Source organism: Tateyamaria algicola, assembly GCF_047715485.1.
Classification (GTDB): Bacteria; Pseudomonadota; Alphaproteobacteria; order Rhodobacterales; family Rhodobacteraceae; genus Tateyamaria.
Genome location: NZ_CP180422.1, coordinates 1,624,796 through 1,649,292 on the forward strand (window position 1 = coordinate 1,624,796; position 24,497 = coordinate 1,649,292).

The following is a 24,497-nucleotide window of genomic DNA, read 5'->3' on the forward strand; positions in this document are numbered from 1 at the left end:
TACGCAAAATGCGGGTTTGGATGGTTTTGCTGGCAGCATGGTTCGTCGTCGGCTGTATTGAAACGGCGCCACGGGATGGCAAGGCGCGCATCCTTGCGATGGGCGACAGCATGTTCGCCGTGCATGGTGCCACGGGCCGGTCGATGTCCCACCAGCTTGAGGCGCGTCTGAAGCGGTCCATCGTGGACCGGTCTGTTCTGGGGGCGCGGTTTCTTTATCCCCTGCCCGTCTCGGGCAGCCTGGGCCTGCGCATCGGCAGCCAGTACGTAGAGCGCGACTGGGACTGGGTGATCCTGAATGGCGGCGGCAACGATCTGTGGCTGGCGTGTGGTTGTCTGCGCTGTGATGCCAAGCTGGATCGGCTGGTGTCGGCAGATGGCACGGAGGGTGCGATCGTCGATGTGGTGAACCGCGCGCGGGCGGGCGGGGCGCGCGTGCTGTTTGTCGGGTATCTGCGCAGCCCGGGTGTTCCGTCGCTGATCGATCATTGCGCGGCTTACGGAGATGCGCTTGAGGATCGTTTGATCCGCATGGCAGAGCGGGACAGCGGTGTGTCCTACCTGTCGCTGAAGGATCTGGTGCCTGAAGGGGATCGCAGCTTTCATGCCCCCGACCTTATTCATCCGTCCTACAAGGGCAGTGCCGCCATTGCGGCGCGGGTCGCCAAGGTGATGGCAGAAGACGGATAAGGCGTACCTGAGGTACGCCTTACGACAGATGGATCAGCGCGCTGAGCGGCCATACCTGTGTGGCGCAGGACACCTGCGCCTTACGCGTTGATGTAAGGCGCAGCTTGGTGCGCCTGCGCTGTCAGAGGTCAGTCGCCCAGTTTCTTGTGCACTTCATCCAGGTCGATCTCGGCGATGGGCATCTTGTTGCCCGGATTCTCGAAATCGTATTTGAACAGGTCAAAGTCGCGTTTGTAGATCTCGCGCACCAGGTGCATCGACAGATCGTCAAAGTAATCCTCAACCGGATGTGCCCGCTTGGGCCCGTGCCCTTCGCTTTCGTTGAAGCGGGGGATGTCGGTGATGTTGACCGCATGCTGCGTGTCAATCGCCTGCATCACGTCTTCCATCCCCTCGTTGAACTTTTCGGTCCATATGATCTTGTCATAGCGCCCGCCGTTGACGATGAACGTGGACACGTGGCCCGACATGGCCGACCAGTGAATGTCAGGCTCCATCGGGCGGCGCCAGCGAATGGTGTCGCGTGCAAACAGCAGAAAGCGGCGGAACGACTGGATCTGGTCGAACTCCTGCTTGCCATCGTCGCCCCCGACTTCGATCCCGTATTTCTGGATCAACAGCGGGACGAGGTTGCCCCGATACCGCTTGCCGTTGCGCTGGATGCCGCAAATCTTGTCAAAGAAGGACGACAGGATGCGGGTGTAGGGATTGCGCACGCAGGTGAAGGCGTAGCTGTTATGCGATTTGACGTTGTCGGTGATGATGGGCTGGCTGGTTTCGAGCGCCCATTTGTGAATCCCGCCCTGTGCATCGTGGATATCGCCATCGAAAAACTCGCCATGGTCGGAGTAGAACATGATCTGACCGATCGTCGAACAGGCGCACTTGGGCACCACGCGATAGACCACGCTCTCGCTTTCCGTCATCCAGGTGCCGGGAAACCCCATACCACTCGTCCCTCATATCTGCGCGGCATTATTATGCACCGCGTTACCGATGAACAAAAAAGCAAAGAAATCTTGTTTATTCAATCACTCCTTAGCTCTATCTACGTAAACAATCACCGGTAAAGAGGCAGTTAAGTTTCCAGAATGGCAAAAATCGCCTACATTCTACTGTGCCACAAGGATCCGAACGCCATCATCAAACAGGCGGAACGGCTGACGGCTGCTGGCGATTACATGTCCATCCACTTTGATGCGCGCGCCAACCCGGCACATTTTGCCCAGATTCGCGCCGCCCTGAAGGACAACCCCAACGTCACCTATGCCCATCGCCGGATCAAATGCGGCTGGGGCGAGTGGAGCCTGGTTCAGGCCACCCTTTATGCCGTCGAGTCCGCAGTCGAGGCGTTTCCGCGCGCCACGCATTTCTACATGCTGTCGGGCGACTGCATGGCCATCAAATCGGCCGAGTACACGCACCGGTTCCTCGATGAAAACGACGCGGATTTCATCGAAAGCTTTGACTATTTCGAAAGCGACTGGATCAAGACCGGGATGAAGGAAGAGCGGCTGATCTACCGCCATTTCTTTAACGAACGCACCCAGAAGCGGCGGTTTTACACCAGCTACCATTTGCAACAACGCTTTGGTATCACACGCGAAATTCCGGCAGACATCCAGGTACAGATCGGCAGCCAGTGGTGGTGCCTGCGCCGCCGCACGATCGAGTGGGTTCTGGATTTCACCCGCCAGCGCAAGGACGTGATGCGCTTCTTTCGCACCACATGGATTCCGGACGAGACATTCTTTCAGACCGTCGTGCGCCATGTCGTGCCCGAAGACGAAATCCGCACCCGCACGCTGACCTTCCTGATGTTCACCGACTACGGCATGCCGGTGACCTTTTATGACGACCACTATGACCTGTTGCTGAGCCAGGATTTCCTGTTTGCCCGCAAGATCAGTGCCGAGGCCAAGGACCTCAAGCGCCGTTTGGGTCTGCTTTACGCCGCCGAGAACGTACCGTTCCAGATTTCGAACGAGGGGGCGAGCCTGTTCAAGTTCCTGACTGGCCGCGGCCGGATTGGCCGCCGGTTCGCGACCCGGTTCTGGGAAACCGAAAGCACGCTGGGCCGCAACCGCGAGCTGCTGATCATCGTGTGCAAGAAGTGGCATGTGGCCAAGCGCCTGCTGGAGCGTATCCGCGTGCTGACCAATGTGCCGGCCATCGAGTATCTGTTCAACGAAGAGCACACGCCCCTGCCCGATCTGGGCGGCATCCAGAACACGCTGGAAAAACGCACGCGCCACCGTCGTGCCCTGATGCGCATGCTGTTTGACTATTATGAGACCGACCGGTTGATCGTGTGCATGGACCCCGGCAACCTCGACCTGTTGCAGGACTTTGCGGGCGACCGGTCGATCACCCGGATGCTGGAAATCCAGTGCGAGTTTACGGATGACTACATGGTCGGCCATGCCATGCGCGTGGGCCTCGCGGGGGAGCAGACCGCGCCCGAAACGCTGGAGCGTCTGCTGCCCACCATTCGCAATGATATGACGTTCGAATCCGACCGCATTCGCGATGCGGAATTCGAGCATCTGGACCGCATCCGCGAGGCCGCCGACCTGGACGACAACGCCCGTGCCTTGGCGAGGTTTCTCACCGTCCCCGAAGACAAGGCGCGCGAGATCGCGTCCATCGACTACCTGTTTGCGGACTGAGGGCGGCGCGCGCCGCTGATCGAGGGTATTTCACTGGTGCCACCCGAACATCTGGACCCGCGCACGGCCTGGCTGCCCTTTCTGGTTGCGGCGGGCCTTGTGCTGAGCGTGGCCTTTGTGCTGATCAATCCGGCCAGTGCGGCGACGCTGCCTGTCTGGCCCCGCACCCTGTTTTGGGCCCTGCACATCTTTCCCGCGTTGCTGTTCCTGCAAGCGGCGCAAACCGGTCTGACCCATGTACCCGGCTATGGGCGCCCGTCGATCTGGGTTTGGGTGGCGGGGGCCGGATTGCTGGGCGCGGCCCTGTTCACCCCTTGGGCGCTGTGGCTCGATGCGGCCTTTGGCCTGGACACCTTCGATCTGGATGAGGGCGCGCCGGAAGAGGGCCTGTTATCGGAATTCGCCAACCTGGCCCCGATCCTCGTGATCCTGTGGCTGGCCCTGAATGCGGGCCGGGTGTTGCGCCTGCAGCCGCCGCCCCAACCGCAGAACGGCACAGCCCCCGACCGGCCCGCCCCCGCCATCTGGGGCCGGGTGCCCGCGGCCCTGGGTCGGGACCTGATCGCCCTGTCGGCCGAGTTGCATTACGTGCGGGTGCGCACCACGCGCGGCTCTGACCTGATCCTATATCCTTTCGGGACGGCGCTGACCGATCTGGCAGTGCTGGACGGGATGCAGGTCCACCGCTCGCATTGGGTCGTGCTGCGCCATGTGGTGCAGGTTGAACGGATTGGTCAGCGCGCCCAGTGCCACCTGTCGGATGGCAGCAGCGTGCCGGTCAGCCGGTCCTATCGCGCGGCGCTGGAGCGCGCCGTGGCCGATCAAGGGTCAACTCGTGCATAGCCTGGGTTCATTCGTGCATCCGCACTGGCCCGGATAGGCCGCGCATCGCAGGTGTGGGCCGACAATCCACACCCTGACGAGGCACATCATGACCCGACCCCACATTCCCGTTCTTTGCATCGCCATGACACTGGCCGCCCCCGCATTGGCGGATGGCGATGTCTACTTCAAGGCCTTTGGCGGCCTGTCCGACCTGCGCAGCGACAGCCTGACATTCGGCGGCGCTGGCAGCACCGCAGACTACGACACCGGTGCCATTTTCGGCGGCGCCCTGGGCTATGACTATGCGGGCAGCCCTTGGCGCAGCGAGATCGAGTTTGCCTATCGCTCGTCAGATGCCACGCTTGGCGCGACCCTTGGCACGGGGGGCGATTTCGCCTCGACCTCGGTCATGATCAACGGGATTTATGCCTTTCCCACCGCAGGCGCGCTTGCACCTTATGTCGGTGTCGGCCTTGGCGTGATGACCGAGGTTGATTTCGACATCGATGCCGGGCCTGCTGCGGGCGAGTATAACGACACCGGCGTTTTTGCCGCGCAACTGATGGTCGGTGCGGACTATGCCGTGTCCGAGCGGGTCGGGCTGTTTGGCGAGTTGCGCTATTTCACCGCCGGGGCCCAAACGCTGGAGGCTCCGGGCGGCGCAGTGCTGGACGCGGACTATGACAGCATCGACGCGCTTGTCGGCCTCTCGATCCGCTTCTAGGGGCGCAAAAACCGCTCGAACCCCGGGCGGGGACACTTTATGCACGGGCAATGCCTGTTGATCCTGCCCTGACCCTGTTTGCCATCACCTTGCCCGGCCTCGAAACCGCCCTGGCCGACGAGGCGCGCGAGGCGGGTTTTGATGTTACCGACGTTCAGCCCGGTGGCGTGAGCATGGCGGGTAACTGGGCAGAGGTGTACCGCGCCAACCTTGAGTTGCGCGGGGCCACGCGGGTGCTGGTGCGGATCGGCACGTTCATGGCCTTTCATCTCGCCCAGTTGGATAAACGCGCGCGCAAGTTTCCCTGGGGCGAGGTGCTGCGCCCCGATGTGCCTGTGCGGGTGGACGTGGCCACCTCGCGCAAGTCCAAGATCTACCATGCAGGTGCTGCGACCAAGCGGATCGAGGCCGCATTGATCGAAAGCGCGGGCATGACCGTCGCGGCGGATGCCCCTGTCATCCTCAAGGTGCGCATCGACGACAACCGCGTCACGATCAGCGTCGATACTTCGGGGGAGATGCTGCACAAACGAGGCCACAAGGTGGCCGTGGGCAAAGCCCCGATGCGCGAAACGCTGGCCGCCCTATTCCTGCGCCAGTGCGGATTTGACGGCACCCAGCCCGTATTCGACCCGATGTGCGGGTCGGGCACCTTCGTGATCGAAGCGGCAGAGATTGCGGCGGGCCTGCAAGCGGGGCGCGACCGTCCTTTCGCATTCGAACAGCTGGCCGGGTTCGATGCAGACTGTGCCGCCAACCTGCGCACCGACGCACGGCGGCGCGCACCGCAGGTGCGTCTGACCGGGTCAGACCGGGATCGCGGCGTGATCGAGATGGCAGTGGCCAATGCCACGCGTGCTGGCGTTGCGGACATCTGCGATTTTGCGCAAGCCAATGCGGGCGATGTCACGCCGCCGGACGGCCCTGCCGGTATCGTGATCGTGAACCCGCCCTATGGGGCCCGGATCGGTGACAAAAAGGCGCTCTATCCCGTTTATGGCCGTCTGGGCGAGGTGCTACGCACTCGTTTTGCCGGGTGGCGCGTGGGGATCGTCACCAGCGAGGGGGGTCTCGCCAAGGCGACCGGCCTGCCGTTTCTGCCCGATGGGCCCAGTATCGCCCATGGCGGCCTGCGCGTGCGCCTCTATCGTACCGAGGTTTTGACGTAAGGCGGAGGTGTCCTCCGCCCCGCGACGCCTGAGCGATGTGCCGGAAACCGGAGGTGTAAGGCGGAGTTCACTCCGCCCCTACTTGGCCTTCCACGTATCCAGCCACCGCCGGATGCGCCCGCGCCGTTGCTGCACCGCATCGCCTGCGGCTTCCCAGTTGTCCTGCAACTCTTCCAGCTTCGGGTCGATCCGCGCGCGGCGGAACCGCCGCCAGCGCACCCAGATGCCGTAAAACAGCGCCGCAAGCAGCGTCAGGACGAGGATGTTCACCCAAGGAATGCCCTTGGACGCATCCGGCCCCTCCACCTGCTTGATCGAAATGGCGTTGGGAAAGGCCGTCCAGAATTCGTTGCGCCATCCGTAATGCGTGATCCTGTACCATTCGGGCGCGGCGCGGGTCGAAATCCCGTCATTGGCCTCGGTATAGAGGTTCGCTGTGTCGAACTTGAAATAGGGCGGCCAGCTCCAGCCCGTATCCTCATTCCGGTACACGATCGGTTTGCCGTTCGCGCGCACGCCTTGGATGAACTGCACGTCGCGGGTGATCTGGGCGTCTGACTGTTCATCCGGGCGCGACCAGAAGATGCGGGTCCAGTCGTTCAGCTCTTGCCGCTCTTCATAGGTGTTCACGATCCGCACGATGTCGCGCTGGGGCAGCGTGTAGTGCAGGAACGCGGCCAGAAAGACCCAGAAGGCGATCAGAATGGTCCAGCCGATATAGCGCATGGGGGTCCCTTTCAGGCGAAATTCACAAGGTAGATGATGAGGCCGACAAGCGACATGGGCACGATATAGACGCCCAGGATCAGTTTGCGACGCAGCGAGCGGTCATAGGTGCTGAGCCCCTGGCTCACGTAGGTGTCGCGGGGGATGTCAATGCCCCCTGCGTCCCACTCGCCCTCAAGCCGGTCGCGCGCCCGCGCGCGGGAGTAGAGCGACAGCGACAGATAGACCACGCTGAGCACCACGAAGGCGAAGAACAACAATCGGACAAGAGCCATCTTTTACCTCCTCACGGCGCCCCAGGGACCCACCCGCGCGATCAGGTCCTGGGGTTTGGGTTGTGGCGTTTCCATGGGCGCATCATGCCCGAACAGGGCTGCGCGCGCGCCGACCTTGTCGGCCTTGTACTCGGCCTCGAGATATTGCGCGACATATTCCTTTTTCGCCTCGGGCCATGTGGCATAGGCGGCATAAAAGGCCTGCTTGTGGCAGATGAACAACTGGCGCACATCGCGCGGGCTGAGTTCGCTCAGCAGCATGTTGACCAGATCGGCCTCGGGCGTGTCGGCCGCGCGCAGCGTGTAGAAATAGGCCGGATGGTCCGAGGTGATGCGTGGCCACTTGCCGCCGTTCTCAGCCCAGTTCACCAGATCGGCCAGCGCGTGGAATTCATCCGGCAGCAGATGCGCGTGACGCCGCGCCAGCATCCGCATGTCGCGCCGCGTGGTCCCGGCAAGATCCACGCCCGCCTCGGTCACCGCCGAGACAAGAATGAAGTCCATCTTTTGCCGCAGGATCGCGGCCCCGTCGATGCCGCGCGCCTTGACGATGGTTTCGGTAAGGTCGTTGTATTCGAGGAACTTGGCGATCTGGTTCCGGTTGCCCAGATCAAAGCAATACTTGGTCGCCACATCTTCGGGCTTGTCCCCGCTGGCGATGGTCGCCGGGTGATCCAGCGTCTGAAAAATGTAGAGCCCACCGAAATGCGCCGTCCAGAAGTTGCCCTTTTCCACCCGCAGCGGCGTCAGCTTGACCGGATTGCGCGTCACGTCGCCCGTCTGGCCTGCGAGGTCGATCATCTCGGCGATCAGCACATCGTCAAACCACGCATCCTCTTCGCTGAGGAACGTGTCGACCTTTTGCGCAAGGGTTGCGGCATTGCGCACCGTACCTTGCGTCGTGTCCGCCTCGACCGTGATGGCGCGGATGTCGAACAGGCGTTTGGGGTGGCTGATATCGTAGACCGAGTTCACCAGTTCCCCCGCCACGGCATCGCGGGCGGTGAGGGCAAAGAGCGCCGCCTCGTTCTCGGCGATGAAGCGTTTGAGGATGCCGTGCGAGGTCGAGAATTTCGTATCCAGCAGCGGGCATTTGCGCTGTTCGGTAGAGAGCAGGATGAACTGCCGGTTCACCCCATTGTGGTTGAGGTAGAGCGGGTCATTGAGCTGATCCCCCACCTCCGGAGAGAAGCCGGAGATGTCGATGTAGAAGTCGGTGAGCGTGGTGGTGTGCCCCGTCAGATGCTGGAGTGCGCGGTTATAGCGGTCGACCAGCGCGGGGCTCGCGACGTGGAACAGGTTGCCATACATCAGGCCGCGTTGGATGAGGCGGATCATGAGCGGTCCCTCGACAGGCGGAAGATCAGCGGTGTCGCAAGCGCCAGCAATGGCAGGGCGAAGCTGCGGAATGTGATCTGGAGGTTGTAGCCGATATAGGCGGGCCAGGAGTTGTTGAAGAGCAGCATGGTTTCAGAGAGCGGCGTGCCCTCGAAACCCATGGCGGTGCGGATCGCGGCTTGGGTGAGGAACAGGAGGGCAGCGGCGGCGAGGAAGCCGAAGACGCCCCAGCGGAGGGGGAGGAGGGCGCCGAGGAGGAAGGCGGCGAGGGTTGTGGCGAGGAGGAGGGTCATTAACTGTGCTCCGCCGAAGCCTTCCAGAACTTCCGATTATTGATCAAATATCCCAAAGCATCGCGAGCTCGCTCTACCTTCCATTGGCGAACGCTTCTTCTTTCTGGCTCAGGAAGCTGCGCTGAAAGCAAATGTAAGTCTCCTAAATTTAGCAATAGCTTTGTGTAAGCATCCGAACAGATTGGCTTGTCGACCAATGTTTCTCGATGAATTTCTTGCAGGGTCAGTGCATTCAAAACCGCACTGGTGACAAAAGGCATAAATTCATCTGGTTCGTCTTGCTTAATGGAGCGTGCGCGCAGAACGTGGAAATTTTCGATATTGTGTGAACCATGAGTTCTGTAACGCCACCCGCCATACATCGACTCACCATCGGTAAGGGAAAAGAAACAGTCTCGAATTTTTTCAAGAACGACAGGCAGTCTCTTAAGGGCATCTCGCTGCTGCTCAATATGCTTTGCTTCCCGCAGCTCGTCTACGGTAGCGAAGAGTTCATTTCGCTGAACTATTACCGAAACAACGATCCAAGACAAAACCAACAGGCTCGCGAAGCCAGCCAAAGTGTCCCCAATTTCGTTCATCGGAGAACGCCAAAAAGCCAAGTATCGTGGCTCGCATTTCTCGATGATGTAAAGAAAACGCGCGCATGTTTCCGTAAACAATGTAGCCACGAAAATGCCGACCACAACGAAACTCAATGCAGTGGCTACCCAAAAGAGGCGAGACGAGTATTTCTTCGCAGCAGTGTAGTCGCTAATCACCCCTCCCCTCCCAAATACCGCTTCTTCGCCTCTTCCTGCCGCCCGAAGTCTCTTACCATTGCGTCAATCGCCACCTCATCCGACTTGTCCGCGTACCGGAATTCACTATCCGCGTACCGGTTGATCTCCTGCACCACCATGTCGACCGTGATCGGCACACGCAGCTCTGAAATCATCGCCTTCTTCGTGTCGTAATCCTTGAACAGGAACAGCTCGGGCGTCTCCATCCACTCATCGGGCAGTTCGAAATCCATGGCGCGCACCTTGACCGCGTCGGTGATGTTCTTGATCGCGCGGCCCGTGAACCGCTCGTCCGCCTCCTGGATCGCTTTGAGGTACGTGCCCAGCTTGGCGATGGTGTCGAGTGTGCCGATCTGGCTGTCCACCCGGTCGAACACTTCCAGCAACCCGGCCTCGTGCGGGCGCGAATGGCTCTCGAAACTGGCCGCCACCGCCTTTTTGATCTCTTGCGCGGAAAACACCTCGTGCTGGCCCACGGGGATGTCGTGGTTCTTGCCCATCAGCAGGTACAGGATGTCGATGTAATCCTCGCGCGTTTGCGGGCCGTCGACGAGGAAGCGGGCCCCGGCGCGCTGGCGCAGGGCGTCGTCCACATTCTCGGGGTAGTTCGAGAACATGCCGAAGGTGCAGTTGCCGCGCACAACGGTGTTGGCGCCGGCAAAGCTCTCCATCAGCACGGCGGTGATTTCGAGTTGCCCGGCGGAGGATTGGCGGTCGCCCCGCTTGCCCGCCAACTGATCGATATCGTCGATGGTGCCGAAACCGATGACGCCAGGATCAAGCACGGTGTTGATGAACGCCTTGGCATTCTGGCCCGATTTGCCCTGGTAGCTGTCGATATTGTCGGTGCTCAGGTTCTGGTAGCGAAAGGGGTAGCCCGCGACCTGGCAGTAGTCATTGACCAGCCCGGCCATCATCTGGATCAGCGTGGTTTTCCCTGTGCCCGGCTTGCCGTCGCCCATGAAGGTAAAGATGAAGCCGCCGAGTTCGGCAAAGGGGTTGAGCCGTCGGTCGAAGTCATAGGCCATCAGCATCTTGGCCAGCTTCATGGCCTGGTACTTGGCGATATGGTTGCCCACGACCTCGTGCGGTTTCTTGAAGGTCATGGTGAGGGTTTGCGTCTTGGCCTTGGTCGCGGGGGTGAAGCCCTGGATGGTGAAATCGTCCGCCTCCACATGCCAGCTGGCGCCGGTGAAGGCCGCGAGGCGCGGGGCGGTCTGGGCGCGCAAGGACACCTTTTCCATCAGCGCCTCGGCAAAGGCGGTGATCGTGGCGACAAGGTGGGTGTCGTCGGCGGCGTGAGCGGCGATGTCCTGATCGAGTTCCCAGAGGCAGCCGTGCAGGGCGGTCTGGCCGTTGTCAGTCAGGATCTCCTCGACCTCGCCCACCTCGACCGTGACTTCGCTTTGGTGCGCCGAAAGCAGATAGGCGGTGGCGTTGCCAAAGACATAGAGCGTGATCAGCGCCTCGGCGGCGAGCAGTTCGGCGAATTCGGTCTTGCGGGCGGCGGGCAAGGCCCCTTCGAGGTTGGCGCGTTTCAGATCGCCAAGGCCGGAGACTGCGGCATAGTTCTCGGCCACGGCCAGCGCGATGGAGATGGCACGGCGCAAGGCGTTGAGCGTGGTGGCCTGCACGGGCGACATCAGCGCGTCATCGTCATCCGCGCCCTCGATGGTGGCCATCAACTGCACGGCCCCGGTGGGCGTGGTGCGGCGGGTCACAAGGCCGGGCGTGGTGGTGCGGAACCGGCGGCGGGTGCCGATACCGGCGGAGCGTTCGGCTTGCGGTACCTCCTTGCCCTTGCCGATGCGCGGCGCGTGATCGAACCCCTGCAACATGGCCAGCGCCATGGGATAATGCGCCGTGATCTCGGCCTCGCGCAGTTCCATTTGGTCCGATGTTTCACTCATGCCCTAGTCCTCTTCATTGTTCCGGCAAATATGCCCGCCGGAGGCTCCCGTCCCAACAAGCGACACCACCTTCAATATCTCAGCACCCGGCCCGCCGGGCTGACCACGAATTTGCGCACAGACCGAAAACCGGGCGGGTTCAGTTCCTCGAGTGCCTGGTAGGGGCGTTGGGGCAGGACGATGCTGCGCTCCATCCGTGTGGTGCCCGTCTCGGCCCCGCGTCCGGCGAAGGGGTCGAGCGCGAACACCTCGCGTTCGACATTCGAAAACCAGCCTGCGCGTTCCTCGATCACGCGTTCGGACTGCAAGTCCTCTTCGGTCCAGACCAGTGACCAATCCTGCCCTTCCGGCGCGCGCGCGGCCTCGAGCACTTGGGAGATCGGCCCGGATTGTTTGGTGAAGGCCGAGGAGTACATCGGCCCCAGGTGGAACCGGCGCAGGCGTTTGGGGTGCAGATCGTTGAAATCCTCATCAAACCCCTTGGCAATCGTCACCAGTTTCAACCCGCTCAGCGCTTGCGCCATCAGATGCGCCTGTGCCTCCGGCCAGCGGCGCTGATCCTTGGGCAGGGCGGTGCTGCCCGAATCCTCGACCTCCATCATGTAGATGATCGGCAGGTTCACCTGGCTGTCATAAACGGCCCAGTGGATGCGGAAGATGCGGCGGTTGTCGTCCTTGTTGCCCGTCCACACGATCTGCGGATCGTTGCGGGGCCAGAACAGTTGCCCGCGCAACAACTCTTCGTAATAGAGCCGTTGGGACAGGGCGAATTGCAGCTTGGTCGGCACCTGGCGCTCGCCCACGATCACCTCGACCATCTGCTTTTTCAACTCATCCGCCGAGGCCATACCCGCCAGATGCCGGTCGGCCTGCTGGGCGTCGGAGGCCATTGTGATCAACTCTTCGGCAGCCGGAAAGCCGGATTCGTGTGCGTCGATGGCGAGCGAGCCAAAGAACCGGCCCGTGTCGCGGCCCACCAGAAGGTACTTTTGCGAGAGCGCGCGGAAGGTGAAGGTGAGTTCGGTGATGTAGCGGGTGAGGATCTTGACCTCGTCCCGGTTCAAATCCCCCTCAGCCTCCATCACACCTGCGACGCGGCCCAGATGGGACGTGATCGTCTCGAACTTCTTGAAGTAGCGGCGCGAAGCGAAAAGGTCGGTGAGGCCTATGGTGTCGGGTTTGCTTTGGTTCATCGGTCATGCCCACCAAGTCCGGACCTGTCCGCGTCCATATCGAAAGCACCCAACAGAAGTAGCCCTATCAACACCAGAGCAATAAACGGAACAAAGGCCCACCATGCAGCACCAAGTTTACTGGCAGCGAGAATACCCAGAACACCCACAACGATAGATGCGATCTTCAAAATCATGGACGAGGCTCGGCATGTAGAAAAGCTAGGGCAAGGTGCCCGGTGATCGTCTCGAGCTTCTTGAAGTAGCGGCGCGAGGCGAAAAGGTCAGTGAGCCCTATGGTGTCGGGTTTGGTCATAGTGCTTTGGCTCAGCCGCGCTTGCGGCTGAGCAGATAAAGCCCTGCGATCCCGCAGAAAAACCCGACGGCGTTGACCCAGACGGGTGCGCCGAAGGCCATGGAGGCGATGAGGCTGACGATGGAGACCGCGATGGCGGCGAGGCCGAGTTTCATGGCCTAGCCCCCATACGCGTTGCTGTCGTGTTTTTCGACGATCTGGGCGAAGCGGCGGGCAAAGCGTTCGTCGGCTTTGGCCTTTTGCTCCAGCACGTCGCGGGCGAAGACCATGTGGTCTTCGTGTGCTTCGAGCATGTCGGCCATCCGCTTGTTCGTGGCGGCCCCGATCCCGGCCATGGCGGTTTGCGCCTCTTGATCCGTCTGTACGCCGATCTCGTTGATGCGGTGGGCGACGTCCTGTTGCTGGGCGGTTTTCAGCGACTTGGTGAGCGCGTCATAGAGCACGACGCGCTGCTTGGTGTCGGTTTGCAGCTTGTTGATCAGCACCATCTGGGTCGCGGCCTGGTTTTGCAGGGAGTCGATCCAGGTCTTGCCCTTTTCGATATAGCGTTCGAGCGTCTGGGACTTGGCGAGTTTGACCTGTTCGTCCTGCACCATCTGGTTGTACTGGCTGTTCAACTCGGCCAGTTCGGTTTCCAGCGCGGTGCGCGCGGCGGCGTCGGTTTCGGACGCAATCTTGTTTTCCAGCGTGATGATCTTGGGGTCCATGCCCTGAATTTCACCTTGCAGGGCCGAGAGTTCCTGCACCGTGAATTCGCGTTCGTCCAGTGTCTCGGTCAGGTTGCCCTCGACCTTGACCTTTTGCTCTTCGAGCATGGTCAACTGCCCTTGCAGCAGCTGCACGATCACATCCGATTTCGAAATCAGGTCTTGCAGCTTGTCATCAATAGAGGCTGTGCGCACGCGTTCCTGACGCATCGATTCCGCCTTGGCCTTGGCGAAGACACCGACAAAGCTTTCCCAGCCCGTCTTGGTCCGCATCTCGTCAAAGTCCTTGGAGAAGGCGGCGGTGACGTCATCCAGCCCCATGATCAGCTCGGCGATGTTGGCATTCATCACGTCCGTATGGGCGTGCACGTCCTCGAGCGTGGCGTTTTCGATGTCCATGGCGATGTCATCGCCCGACTTCATCTTGGCGCGCGCCGTCTCGATCCGGCTGGTCAATTCAGCGATCTTGGTTTGCGCTTCGGCCACCTGGGCCTGGGATTCTTGCACTTGGCTCGCGAAATCCGCCATCAAATTCTCCGATCTATCAATGTGTTGAGACACATATAGGCAATGTTACGTCGATTTACATCCACAAGCGTGGAAGTTTGACCCGATAGTTGCAAAAAGCCCGCGCCAAAGGAAGGCGCGGGCCGGACATAGGGTGCAGAAAATTTGAGGGGCTCAGCCGACCACGTTGTGCTCCGGGCCGTAAGGAAAGCCGGTGATGTTTTCGTTGCCGTCCTCGGTGATGATCAGGATGTCATGTTCGCGGTAGCCGCCCGCGCCCGGCTTGCCGTCGGGGATCGTCAGCATCGGTTCCATCGAGATGACCATGCCGGGTTCGAGCACCGTGTCGATATCCTCACGCAGTTCCAGCCCCGCCTCGCGCCCGTAATAGTGGCTGAGCACGCCAAAGGAGTGGCCGTACCCAAAGCTGCGATATTGCAGCAGGTCGTGTTCGCGGAAATAGGCGTTCACGCCCTCGGTCACCTCGGCGCAGGTGGCCCCCGGTTTCAGCAGGGACATACCGAGTTCATGCGCGGCAACGTTGTGGTTCCAGAGCGCGAGGCTTCGTTCGTCCACGGTTTCGACAAACAGGGTCCGTTCCAGCGCGGTGTAGTAGCCCGAGATCATGGGAAAGGTGTTGAGCGACAGGATATCGCCGGGTTCCAGCACGCGGCCCGTGACCGGGTTGTGCGCCCCGTCGGTGTTGATCCCTGACTGGAACCAGACCCAGGTGTCGCGGTATTCGGCATCGGGAAAGCGTTTGGCGATCTCCAACTCCATCGCGTCGCGCCCGGCCATGGCCACGTCAATCTCGCGCGTGCCCGCCTTGATCGCGTCGCGGATGGCGTAGCCGCCCACATCCGCGACCTGGGCACCGTGCCGGATCAGGGCGATCTCGGCCTCGGACTTGTGCATGCGCTGGCGCATTGTGGTTTCATAAAGGTCCACGGTGGCGACGGGTTTCAGGAAATCCTCCATCTTGGCCTGTTGCAGCAAGGTCAGGTGGTCGGATTCCACCCCGATCACGGCCCCCTCGCCCGTGACCTCGCGCAGCGCGCGCCAGAAATTGTCGCGCTGCCAGTCGGTATAGGTGATGTTGTCGCCGTGGCAGCGCCGCCAGGGCTGACCCGCGTCGATCCCTGCCGAGATCGTGACGCAGGCGTCTTCGGTCACGACGCAGGCATAGGGACGGCCAAAGGCGCAATAGAGAAAGCCCGAGTAGTAGGCGACGTTGTGCATCGAGGTGAAGACAGCGGCAGAGGCGCCTTGCGCGTCCATCCGGTCGCGCAACTCGGCCAGCCGGGCGTCATATTCAGCGGCCTCGAACGGCAAGACGGCCTGCTGGCCATTGTGAAAGCGGTAGTAATCGGGGCGAGCGGTCATCGCGACCCTCCTTTTCAGAAAGGTCCCGGCGTGCAGGACGGTGTTGGCAGAGATTTGCGCGCGACGCCATCGCCCGCAGCCGCGCACATGTTGCGCGTCACGGGGCGGTCGTCAAGCGCCGGATCAAGTCGCTGTCGGGGTCGGCCAGCGCGTCGATCACGTTGAAGTGGTGTTCGCCCTCGGTCACGGCATGCGCGCAACCCCAGGCCTCGGCCAGCACCTGCGCCTGATCCAGAAATGCGGGCCGTTCCGCCGCCCCGACCCAGACGGTGACGGGCACGTCCGGCGCTGGCTGATAGATCGGGCTTTCGGCGCGGGCCATGCCCGTATCCATCCCGAAATCCGTGTTCATCGCCGTCTGCAACAGCGGTTCGAGGTCGGCAACGGGCGAGATTGGCACCACATGGGAAATGCGCGCCAGCACCGCTTCGGGCAGCATGCCAGGTGCCAGCATCCGCGCGACCAGATGCCCGCCGGCAGAGTGACCGGCAAGACTGATGGGGCCCGCGGAGGCGTTGGCAATTTCCGCCACCGCCTGCGCAATCTGCTGGGTGATCCCGGCGATCCGGACAGTGGGGCACAGATCGTATGACGGCATGGCGACCGCCCACCCCTGGGCCAGCGCACCGGCAGCCAGATGCGACCAGTAGGAGCGGTCGAATTTCAGCCAGTAGCCGCCATGCACAAAGATCAGCGTACCCTTGGCCACCCCGTCGGGCAGGAAATGATCGATGGCCATGCGCTCGGACGGACCATAGGACAGGCCCAGCCGCGCACGTGCCCCAAGCGCGGTGCGAAAGGCCTCGGCCGCCTCGGACCAGCGGGGCGGATAGTCGGCTGCACCCTCGATATAGGCGCCGTTTGCATAGGCATCGTCCATGTCTGGCATCACCGCCCCTCCGTGTTTGGAACTGGACAATGCTAGCGCGGGTTGGTTGAGATGCACCAGACCCGAAAGGATGCCCCATGCTAGACCAGACTACCGACCTCAAATCCATGCTCAGCGACCCCGCCCTGCTGGAACCCCGCGCCTATGTGAACGGCGCATTCGTTGACGGGGACGATGGGACCTTTGACGTGACGAACCCCGCACGCGGCGATGTACTGGCCCAGGTGTCTGACCTCAGCCGGGTGCAAGTCGCTGATGCCATTGCGGGTGCTGAGGCCGCGCAAAAGGCGTGGGCGACCTGGACCGGCAAGGAACGCGCCGCCGTGTTGCGCAAGTGGTTCGAGTTGATGATGGAGCATCAGGACGATCTGGGCACCATCCTGACCGCCGAACAGGGCAAGCCCCTGGCCGAGGCCAAGGGCGAGATCGCCTATGGCGCGTCATTCGTCGAGTTCTTTGCCGAAGAGGCCAAGCGTATTTACGGCGAGACGATCCCCGGCCACCAACGTGACAAGCGCATCACCGTGATGAAGCAGCCCATCGGCGTCGCCGCCTCGATCACGCCCTGGAATTTCCCCAACGCCATGATCACCCGCAAGGCCGCGCCTGCGCTGGCCGCTGGCTGCGCCTTTGTCGCGCGTCCGGCAGAACTAACACCGCTGTCGGCCACCGCCATGGGAGTGCTGGCCAAGCGCGCGGGCATTCCGGACGGGGTGTTCCAGGTGGTCACAACCTCGGATGCCTCGGGCACGGGCAAGGAGTTTTGCGAGAACCCCGCCGTGCGCAAGCTGACCTTTACCGGCTCGACCCAGGTGGGGCGTATCCTGCTGAAACAGGCCGCCGATCAGGTCATGAAATGCTCGATGGAGTTGGGGGGCAATGCCCCGTTCATCGTCTTTGACGACGCCGATCTGGATGCTGCCGTCGAGGGCGCGATGATCTGCAAGTTCCGCAATGCGGGCCAGACCTGTGTCTGCGCCAACCGGATCTATGTGCAGGCGGGGGTCTATGACGCCTTTGCCGCCAAGCTGAAAGATGCGGTCGAGGCGTTGAAGGTCGGCGACGGGCTGGAGGACGGCGTCACCACAGGCCCGCTGATCACCGACAAGGCGGTCGAAAAGGTGCAGGATCATCTGGCGGATGTGGTGGACAATGGCGGCGCGATCCTGACCGGGGGCAAGGCGCACCCGTTGGGCGGCACGTTCCTGGAACCCACCATCGTGACCGGCGTCACGCAGGACATGAAGGTCGCACATGAGGAAACCTTTGGCCCCCTCGCCCCGCTGTTCAAGTTCGAGGATGAGGACGACGTGATCGCCATGGCCAACGACACGATCTTTGGCCTTGCCGCCTACTTCTATGCCAACGATCTGAGCCGCGTTTACAAGGTGGCTGAGGCGCTGGAATACGGGATGGTCGGGGTCAACACCGGCATCATCTCGACCGAGGTGGCCCCCTTTGGCGGGGTCAAGCAATCGGGTCTGGGCCGCGAGGGATCGCATCACGGGATCGAGGAATTCCTCGAGATGAAATACATCTGCATGAGTGTGTAAGGCATTGGCCCGCCCCTGATATGGGCGGGCCGCGTTGCTTAGTTAGCGACAAGCCGCAGCTTGGCCAGATCCGTTCCGACGACAACATTGCCCTCAAACCCACCGTCCCGCACGGCGGCGTCGTAATCGTCTGTCGTCAGCCCGCCATCGGGCAGCGGATAGGGCCCCTGACGCGGTGAGCCCACAGGCGGGATCAGGTGCGTCAGCATCAAATGCGCCACGCCCGCGCGCTGCGACAGTGACCCCAGATCGGTGGCCGTCGATTGGCGATAGTAGATGGGTGGGGGAAAGCCCGTGGTCCCGTCCGGGCCCATCACCGGGTGGATAACCGAATGCACGACGACATCCGCGCCATTGGCCAGCATCTCAACCTGTGCCGAGGTCGAACTGTCGCGCGGTGGGGCCGCTGTGTCATTGCCCGCATCCCCGCCGATCACGACGCTGCCCGCTGGCGTGTCGACCCGGTACGAGGCGTGGCCCGCGACATGGCGGCTCGCAATGGCTGACACCGATACATCCCCTTTGGACCAGACCACTTGCGGGGTCTGCGCGGGCGCGAACGTTGCGACATTCAAAAGCTCTGACGGACCACCCGGCAGGCGCTTGGGGTTCTCGGCAAGCCGCTGCGCCATCTCACCGGAATTGATCAGCGCATCCCCGATGTGATTGGCGAATTTCTCGCAGCTGAGGGTGTGACCCGCCGGGGATTTCACATCCGTGCTGCACACCACATCCACCTTTGGCCCGGCCGAGTTGAAGTGCCAGCGCAGTTGCATGAGGTCCGGGAACCCCTCGGCATGATCCGAATGGATGTGGGTGAAGAACACCGCCGTCAGGCGCCCTGCGGGCACGCCGATCTTGGACAACTGCTGTGTCGTTCCGCGCCCCGTGTCGAATTGGAGGAGAGTGTCGCGGCATCCATTTTCTTCATCGCCAAATGTCACAAGTGTGCCTGACCCGGCCTGCCCCTGAAACACGGGCGGGCCGCCTTGCGTGCCGGTGAGGGTCACTTCCAGACATGCCGCTGCGAATGCGGATGTGCCGCACAGAGCCAGAACGGCGGCAGCGAGACCTTGTGTCAGTTTCATAATTTCCCTCCCGAAGTTATATCGATTTTCTATAACTATTCACATTTTGCCGATTTTTTCAACGTTGCGTAAAAAGAGAGCGCAGCCAACGGTCTGTCGGCTGCGCTCTTTGCATGTCTATTTTATTGGGTCGCTTACTCGGCAGCGCGCCGTGGCAGCACCCAATCGGGGCGGATGAAATGGCAGGTATAGCCGTGCGGAATACGTTCGAGGTAGTCCTGATGCTCGGGCTCGGCCTCCCAGAAATCGCCGACGGGTTCGACTTCGGTCACCACTTTGCCCGGCCAGAGGCCCGAGGCATCCACATCCGCAATCGTGTCCAGGGCGACGGCCTTTTGATCCTCGTCCACGTAGTAGATGGCCGAGCGGTAGCTGAGCCCCCGATCATTGCCCTGCCGGTTCAGCGTGGTGGGATCGTGGATCTGAAAGAAGAATTCCAGGATATCGCGAAAGGAGATGATCGCCGGGTCATAGATGATCTCGATCCCCTCGGCATGGGTGCCGTGGTTGCGATAGGTCGCATTGGGCACATCGCCGCCCGTATACCCTACGCGAGTGGATTTCACGCCGGGCTTTTTGCGGATCAGATCCTGTATACCCCAGAAACATCCCCCCGCCAAAACTGCGCGTGCATCGCTCATGCCACATCCTCCACTTGGTTCAGGTATTCGCCGTAGCCCTCGGCATCCATGTCGTCGCGGTGGACAAAGCGCAGCGAGGCCGAGTTGATGCAATAGCGCAGGCCGCCGCGATCCCGCGGGCCATCGGGAAACACGTGGCCCAGATGGCTGTCGCCGTGTTTGCTGCGCACTTCGGTGCGGATCATGCCAAGCGAGGCGTCGCGGAATTCCTCGACATGGGCAGGCTCGATCGGCTTGGTGAACGAGGGCCAGCCGCATCCGCTTTCGTATTTGTCGGACGAGGCGAACAGCGGCTCGCCCGACACGATGTCGACGTAAATGCCGGGTTCCTTGTTGGCGAGCAGTTTGCCCGTGCCGGGGCGTTCCGTGCCACTTTCCTGCGTGACATAGAACTCTTCGGGCGACAGGGTCGCAATCACGTCCGGGTCTTTGGTGTATTTGGTCATGTGGTGCCTTTCCCATATGGGCCGGGTTCTACCCATATTTGGGGCAATCGCATGCAAATGAAAGAGGGTGACTGCGACACCCCGCGCCCTAGGTTAGGTGGCACGAACAGATAGGAATGCGATATGCGACGTCTATTGGCCATCTGTGTGGGCATTTTCACGGCGACTGTGGCCTGGGCCGGGATGCCCAATGTCACCTTTCCGTCCATCGACGGTGGCACGCTGGACATGGCGGACTGGTCGGGGCGGCCTGTGCTGGTGGTCAACACCGCGTCGCGCTGCGCCTTTACCGACCAGTATGAAGCCTTGCAGGACCTTTATGACACCTATCGGGACGCGGGCCTTGTCGTGCTGGCGGTGCCGTCAAATGACTTTCGCCAGGAGCTCGGCAGTGCGGAAGAGGTAAGGGAATTCTGCGAGATGACCTATGGGATCGATATGCCGATGACGGATATCACCGCTGTCACAGGGGCGAAGGCCCATCCCCTTTATCGTCATGTAAAATCGGAAACCGGTTTTGTCCCGCGCTGGAACTTCAACAAGATCCTGTTTGCGCCGGATGGATCGGTTGTCGACACGTGGGGGTCCAAAACAACCCCGATGTCGCGCCCCCTGAGGGACGCGATCGAGGCGGCGTTGTCAGGCGACTGACGCCATTACGGCCCGGTGCCGGTTGTGGTGGTGGTGCCATTGCTGCCGTCCGAGGCGATGATGGCGATACCGACACCGACCGCAAGCGCGATGGCCCCGACCTCTGGCGTCAGCGTGCCACCCAAAAGAGCACCGTCCGTGGTGGCAGGTGCCGCACCTTCCGGCGGAACCTCGGTTGTCGGAGTGGTGCCTGTTTGTTGTGCGTTCGCAGTTGCAGCAAACGCGATCACAGCCACCGTGCCTAAAAAGAATCGAATCATTGGGAGTACCCCGTTTTGTTCCTGTACAGGGCATCACTTTGACCAAGGCACACGGCGCAACAACGTCACGGCGCGCCAGAGCCGGGAAAGAGAGGAAGGCCGCTTGTTCCAATGCTGCAGGGCAGCGAAAAACAGCGAGTGCCAAAAATTTGCGCGCGTCATTTGGGACGCGATCCGGGATCGGCTGATACCGCACAAGAAAAGGGCCTGCAAAAATTTGCAGGCCCTTCCGATTTCCCGAAGGAAATGAGTAGCTTAGTTGGTGGTTGTCGTGCTGGACGAGGACCCACCAAGCAGAACGATAGCTGTCAGGCCCAGCAGTGTGCCGGTCGCTGTCAGTGTCAGTGTGCCTGCTTCGCCTTGGCCGCTGACTTGCTCAGCGCCCGTGCCACCGGCAACAGTTGTGTTCAAAGGAACGTCCTGTGCCAGAGCGGCTGTGGATGTAGCGGCAACCAGAGCGGCTGCAGAAATCAGTTTCAATGTTTTGGTCATGATATGACTCCTTTACGAACTATTACGGATGTATTCCAACTTCGCCGAAAATACAATCGGGATCAGACGATTGTGTACGAAACTCTTACTTTGTTGCCGCGGTGCAGCAACGCGATCATTTTTTGAGCAGACGTGTCCGGATATACCCTAGCTTGGGCCCGCCCCACTGGCGTGATTGCCACACGGTCGAGTCTCGGCGATCCACCCAGTAATCATAGGTGATGATCCCACGCGTGCCCGTGCAGTTTTCCTGCAGGTGGACAACGCTGAACTGGCGCTGGACGATCTCGATCGTCTCGTTCCCGACGGTGCGCATCTCGCACAGCAGATCGATCTGGTCGACGCCATTGTCCGAGTTGGTGAAGTAGATCGTATGCGGGCCGGAGACCGGCACACGGCGCTGGATACCCTGCACTGCAGAATCCGCGTTCGTGGACCCCAGATCGTTGCCCAGACCGCGCGTCGTCACCAACACACCGTCGCGCAGGACAACCATCGCATCGCCCGCCGTCCGCCATGTGCGCAAGGCACCGGGGCGGCTGTCACGGCGATCCGAAAACGGGATGAGGAACGCGGTTGTGCCGCGATTTTCCACCGTCACCTCGAGAGAGGGCACTGTCAGGCTGTCGATCAATGCGGGGGTGAGCGTGGGCAAAGGCGCGGGATCCTGTCTTTGCGCACGGAACACTTCGTAGATGTTGCGCAACTGCGATGCCTGGGTCGAGGACGTGTCCGTCCCCCCCGAACAGCCTGCCAGAAACAGGACCGACGTCACGAGTGCGGTTGAAAGCGCGCGCATCATTCCCAAACCCTTCCCCAGTCGCCCGACAGGTCATCGAGATGACCGTCGCGCACTTGCTCATACAACCGGCCCGACACGTTCAGGCGCGCACCGCCATCGCGTTGGATGGGACGGATTGTCGTGGTCTGGAACTGTTTGGACGGACGCCCTGTGAACCAGCTGACCGGGACCGTGATGTTGATGCCCTTGTCAAACGACCCTTCGCCAAAGTCTTCGGCAGACACGTCCGTCAGCGTAAAGAACCCGCCGACCCGCCAGCCGTTATCAAAGTGGCGCTCGACCGTGAGGGTCGCGCCGTAATCGCCCGCGAGATAGCGGCCCACATCCAACTGGCCGAAATAGCCCTGGCCGAACTGGTAGTAGGCCGACGCGTGACCCGTCACGACATCGTAGTCCTGAAAGCCGAGGGCCTGATCAAAGTCGCGCTGGCGTGCATAGTTGGCTTCGATTCCGAGGGCCAGGCGGCTCGCGGCAGGCTTCCACAACAGTTCGGCAGAAACGCCGCCGAACATCTGTTCCAGATACCCCGCAGTGAAACGCGCATAGGTGTTCTTGCCCGCTTTCCACTGCTTGGCAATCGTCAGGTTCTCGAGCGTTGTATCCGCGGCGCGGGCATACAGGATCGCATCCGTGCGGACCCGTGGCAGAACCGAGTTCGACAGGCGATCACTGTCCGCAATCGTACCCGTCAGGCGGTGCCGTATCTCGCCGCTGAGCAACCAGCCCGGACCAAAGCGGTAACGCGCCTCTGCGGAAATCCCGAAGTCATAACGCAACGGTTCATCGGGGTCGAAATAGCTGGGTCGGAAATAGGGGCCAAGCGACCAGCTGAACCGTGGGTATATGCTTTGGACGACGGCGGCGTTGTCAGGTGCGGAAGGCGCGGCGTCGCTGACTGTCACCTTGGACAGCAGCGCCTGGCTGGCATCTGGCTGGAACTCGAGGCTTTCGAGATCGCTGCGGGCGATCGTCACGTTAGACAGGGCCAGCCCGTTGTTCACGAGCACGATGTCAAAGGCCTCGACAGAGGGTGGCAGAACACGCGCCATGGCGCGGGCCGTGCGGCCGACCACGATGGCGAGGTTGTCATAGTCAATACTCGACACGCGCGCCTCGGCCCGGGTTGCCGTGACCGAGATCGATTCAAGGCGGATGCCGCTGGCTTCCAGCTCGGGGCCGATGGCATCGCGGATGACCAGAGGCGCGGTTTGCGACGATGACCATGCGGTGTCATAGGCGGCTGGGTTCGACCGGCGGTCGGGGCGCACGATGATCGGGCGTGGGCCTGCGATCGTGTAGGGCGTTGCCGCGTTCTTGGGGTTGAACTGGATTTGCGCGTTGATCCCGATTTCGGAACCGTACAGCCAGTAGCCACCAATACGCACAGCGTTATTCAGCTGATACTCGGCACCGAAATTCAATCGCGAGTCACGGCTGAACACGCCCCGCGACGTTTCGGCCTCGTATGCGTCCGTCGAGTACTCTGCCTTGAGCCCAAGGCGGTCGTTCACCTGCCACTCGATCCCGCCAAAGGGCGACACCGGGCCACGGAACCATTGATCTGTGGCCGGTTCACCACCACGGTCCTGCGCGTCAAAAGAGGGGCGGTCAGCGCCAAGCGGCGATCCGATGTCTCCAACACCGGCCAGACGGCCCCAGCCCAGCCCGGCCGTCACCTTGACCTTGCCGGGCAGGCGGAACGGGCGGCGGAAATTCTTGGTCGCGACCAGGTATTCGCCGGCGTAGATGCCGGTGCCCGCAAAATCCTGCAAACCAACGGTCACGGCGGGTTTGTACCGCCCCTCGCGCAGCAGCAGGTAGCGGACATCGAAGCTGCGGTCGCGATAGGTGTCGAACCCGTCGGAGTTCCAGTCCTGAATGCCGATGTAACGGAAGGTGGCCGAGATGCGCGGCGAAAACTGGAAGGTCAGGTTGGTGCGTGTCTGACCGCCAAAGCTCGACACGCCGACGGCCAGCTGCCCGCTTGGCAGCGCCTCACCCGTGGGCATGTCGATCAGGCCGGGGACACCGTAAAAGTTGAGCGTCGGCGCGGATGTGACGACGGCCGGTTTGTCAGCTTTCTGCCCCTGAGCGGTGGCCGAAGCGGCTGCGATGCACAACGCCAAACTGCTGACACCCGTCAGCACATATGCTTGAAAAGTCTTGGGCATTTCTGTCACTGTCCGGTTC

27 protein-coding genes are annotated in these 24,497 nt (G+C 61.6%); 7 read left to right on the forward strand and 20 right to left on the reverse strand.

Annotation, left to right across the window (positions count from 1 at the left end; genetic code table 11):
- Positions 1-8 precede the first annotated feature (8 nt).
- On the forward strand, positions 9-689 hold the full coding sequence (locus ACMHLQ_RS10405; RefSeq protein WP_415404708.1) for an SGNH/GDSL hydrolase family protein: 681 nt from the start codon (positions 9-11) through the stop codon (positions 687-689).
- A gap of 128 nt (positions 690-817) precedes the next feature.
- On the opposite strand, the gene ACMHLQ_RS10410 is transcribed toward ACMHLQ_RS10405, so the two are convergent.
- Positions 818-1,636, reverse strand: coding sequence for a sulfotransferase family protein (locus tag ACMHLQ_RS10410; protein WP_415404709.1), 819 nt, complete (start codon positions 1,634-1,636; stop codon positions 818-820).
- Between the two features lie 144 nt (positions 1,637-1,780).
- On the opposite strand from ACMHLQ_RS10410, the gene ACMHLQ_RS10415 reads away from it, so the two are divergent.
- From ACMHLQ_RS10415 to ACMHLQ_RS10430, 4 genes are all read left to right on the forward strand, one after another.
- The gene (locus ACMHLQ_RS10415; RefSeq protein WP_415404710.1) at positions 1,781-3,358 is read left to right on the forward strand and encodes a DUF5928 domain-containing protein; all 1,578 of its coding nucleotides are present in this window, start codon (positions 1,781-1,783) and stop codon (positions 3,356-3,358) included.
- 36 nt (positions 3,359-3,394) lie between these two features.
- Positions 3,395-4,201: a LytTR family DNA-binding domain-containing protein gene (locus ACMHLQ_RS10420; RefSeq protein ID WP_415404711.1), complete on the forward strand. Its 807-nt coding sequence runs from the start codon at positions 3,395-3,397 to the stop codon at positions 4,199-4,201.
- A gap of 88 nt (positions 4,202-4,289) precedes the next feature.
- Positions 4,290-4,907 (forward strand): outer membrane protein, encoded by a 618-nt coding sequence (locus ACMHLQ_RS10425; RefSeq protein ID WP_415404712.1) that lies wholly within the window; start codon positions 4,290-4,292, stop codon positions 4,905-4,907.
- A gap of 50 nt (positions 4,908-4,957) precedes the next feature.
- Positions 4,958-6,076, forward strand: coding sequence for a THUMP domain-containing class I SAM-dependent RNA methyltransferase (locus ACMHLQ_RS10430; RefSeq protein WP_415404713.1), 1,119 nt, complete (start codon positions 4,958-4,960; stop codon positions 6,074-6,076).
- A 78-nt stretch (positions 6,077-6,154) separates the two neighbouring features.
- On the opposite strand, the gene ACMHLQ_RS10435 is transcribed toward ACMHLQ_RS10430, so the two are convergent.
- The 12 genes from ACMHLQ_RS10435 to ACMHLQ_RS10490 form a co-directional block, all read right to left on the reverse strand.
- Entirely contained in the window at positions 6,155-6,802 is a 648-nt protein-coding gene (locus tag ACMHLQ_RS10435) for a DUF1523 family protein (protein WP_415404714.1), read from the reverse strand.
- Positions 6,803-6,813: 11 nt separating this feature from the next.
- Entirely contained in the window at positions 6,814-7,077 is a 264-nt protein-coding gene (locus ACMHLQ_RS10440) for a hypothetical protein (protein ID WP_415404715.1), read from the reverse strand.
- Positions 7,078-7,080: 3 nt separating this feature from the next.
- A complete protein-coding gene (locus ACMHLQ_RS10445) occupies positions 7,081-8,415 on the reverse strand; it encodes a DUF6638 family protein (RefSeq protein WP_415404716.1) in 1,335 nt (444 codons plus the stop codon).
- Positions 8,412-8,708, reverse strand: a complete 297-nt coding sequence (locus ACMHLQ_RS10450; protein WP_415404717.1) for a hypothetical protein — start codon at positions 8,706-8,708, stop codon at positions 8,412-8,414. Before ACMHLQ_RS10450 ends, ACMHLQ_RS10445 begins: the two co-directional genes overlap by 4 nt.
- Positions 8,708-9,469, reverse strand: a complete 762-nt coding sequence (locus ACMHLQ_RS10455) for a hypothetical protein (RefSeq protein ID WP_415404719.1) — start codon at positions 9,467-9,469, stop codon at positions 8,708-8,710. Before ACMHLQ_RS10455 ends, ACMHLQ_RS10450 begins: the two co-directional genes overlap by 1 nt.
- A complete protein-coding gene (locus ACMHLQ_RS10460; RefSeq protein WP_415404720.1) occupies positions 9,466-11,400 on the reverse strand; it encodes an ATP-binding protein in 1,935 nt (644 codons plus the stop codon). The genes ACMHLQ_RS10455 and ACMHLQ_RS10460 overlap by 4 nt, the downstream gene beginning before the upstream one ends.
- A 71-nt stretch (positions 11,401-11,471) precedes the next feature.
- Positions 11,472-12,593, reverse strand: coding sequence for a hypothetical protein (locus ACMHLQ_RS10465; RefSeq protein ID WP_415404721.1), 1,122 nt, complete (start codon positions 12,591-12,593; stop codon positions 11,472-11,474).
- Positions 12,590-12,769, reverse strand: a complete 180-nt coding sequence (locus ACMHLQ_RS10470) for a hypothetical protein (protein WP_415404722.1) — start codon at positions 12,767-12,769, stop codon at positions 12,590-12,592. The genes ACMHLQ_RS10465 and ACMHLQ_RS10470 overlap by 4 nt, the downstream gene beginning before the upstream one ends.
- Before the next feature lie 130 nt (positions 12,770-12,899).
- Positions 12,900-13,043, reverse strand: a complete 144-nt coding sequence (locus ACMHLQ_RS10475) for a hypothetical protein (protein WP_415404723.1) — start codon at positions 13,041-13,043, stop codon at positions 12,900-12,902.
- A gap of 3 nt (positions 13,044-13,046) precedes the next feature.
- The gene (locus ACMHLQ_RS10480; protein ID WP_415404724.1) at positions 13,047-14,123 is read right to left on the reverse strand and encodes a hypothetical protein; all 1,077 of its coding nucleotides are present in this window, start codon (positions 14,121-14,123) and stop codon (positions 13,047-13,049) included.
- A 153-nt stretch (positions 14,124-14,276) separates the two neighbouring features.
- Entirely contained in the window at positions 14,277-15,485 is a 1,209-nt protein-coding gene (locus ACMHLQ_RS10485; protein ID WP_415404725.1) for an aminopeptidase P family protein, read from the reverse strand.
- Positions 15,486-15,582: 97 nt separating this feature from the next.
- On the reverse strand, positions 15,583-16,374 hold the full coding sequence (locus ACMHLQ_RS10490) for an alpha/beta hydrolase (RefSeq protein ID WP_415404726.1): 792 nt from the start codon (positions 16,372-16,374) through the stop codon (positions 15,583-15,585).
- 77 nt (positions 16,375-16,451) lie between these two features.
- Here ACMHLQ_RS10490 and ACMHLQ_RS10495 point away from each other — a divergent pair, with 77 nt between their 5' ends.
- Positions 16,452-17,927: an NAD-dependent succinate-semialdehyde dehydrogenase gene (locus tag ACMHLQ_RS10495; RefSeq protein ID WP_415404727.1), complete on the forward strand. Its 1,476-nt coding sequence runs from the start codon at positions 16,452-16,454 to the stop codon at positions 17,925-17,927.
- Between the two features lie 38 nt (positions 17,928-17,965).
- Here ACMHLQ_RS10495 and ACMHLQ_RS10500 read toward each other — a convergent pair whose 3' ends face one another.
- The 3 genes from ACMHLQ_RS10500 to msrB form a co-directional block, all read right to left on the reverse strand.
- A complete protein-coding gene (locus ACMHLQ_RS10500; protein ID WP_415404728.1) occupies positions 17,966-19,015 on the reverse strand; it encodes an MBL fold metallo-hydrolase in 1,050 nt (349 codons plus the stop codon).
- A gap of 134 nt (positions 19,016-19,149) precedes the next feature.
- On the reverse strand, positions 19,150-19,656 hold the full coding sequence (gene msrA, locus ACMHLQ_RS10505) for a peptide-methionine (S)-S-oxide reductase MsrA (RefSeq protein ID WP_415404729.1): 507 nt from the start codon (positions 19,654-19,656) through the stop codon (positions 19,150-19,152).
- Positions 19,653-20,102, reverse strand: coding sequence for a peptide-methionine (R)-S-oxide reductase MsrB (msrB, locus tag ACMHLQ_RS10510; RefSeq protein ID WP_415404730.1), 450 nt, complete (start codon positions 20,100-20,102; stop codon positions 19,653-19,655). Before msrB ends, msrA begins: the two co-directional genes overlap by 4 nt.
- 123 nt (positions 20,103-20,225) lie before the next feature.
- Between msrB and ACMHLQ_RS10515 the strand changes: the two genes are divergently transcribed.
- Positions 20,226-20,753, forward strand: coding sequence for a glutathione peroxidase (locus ACMHLQ_RS10515; protein ID WP_415404731.1), 528 nt, complete (start codon positions 20,226-20,228; stop codon positions 20,751-20,753).
- Positions 20,754-20,758: 5 nt separating this feature from the next.
- Here the strand turns inward: ACMHLQ_RS10515 and ACMHLQ_RS10520 are convergent, their stop codons facing one another.
- From ACMHLQ_RS10520 to ACMHLQ_RS10535, 4 genes are all read right to left on the reverse strand, one after another.
- Positions 20,759-21,013, reverse strand: coding sequence for a hypothetical protein (locus ACMHLQ_RS10520; protein WP_415404732.1), 255 nt, complete (start codon positions 21,011-21,013; stop codon positions 20,759-20,761).
- Positions 21,014-21,268: 255 nt separating this feature from the next.
- Positions 21,269-21,505: a hypothetical protein gene (locus tag ACMHLQ_RS10525; protein WP_415404733.1), complete on the reverse strand. Its 237-nt coding sequence runs from the start codon at positions 21,503-21,505 to the stop codon at positions 21,269-21,271.
- A 115-nt stretch (positions 21,506-21,620) separates the two neighbouring features.
- Positions 21,621-22,307 carry a YjbF family lipoprotein gene (locus tag ACMHLQ_RS10530; protein ID WP_415404734.1) on the reverse strand — a complete coding sequence of 229 codons (687 nt, stop codon included), beginning with the start codon at positions 22,305-22,307 and terminating at the stop codon, positions 21,621-21,623.
- Positions 22,304-24,478, reverse strand: a complete 2,175-nt coding sequence (locus tag ACMHLQ_RS10535; protein ID WP_415404736.1) for a YjbH domain-containing protein — start codon at positions 24,476-24,478, stop codon at positions 22,304-22,306. The genes ACMHLQ_RS10530 and ACMHLQ_RS10535 overlap by 4 nt, the downstream gene beginning before the upstream one ends.
- Positions 24,479-24,497 lie beyond the last annotated feature (19 nt).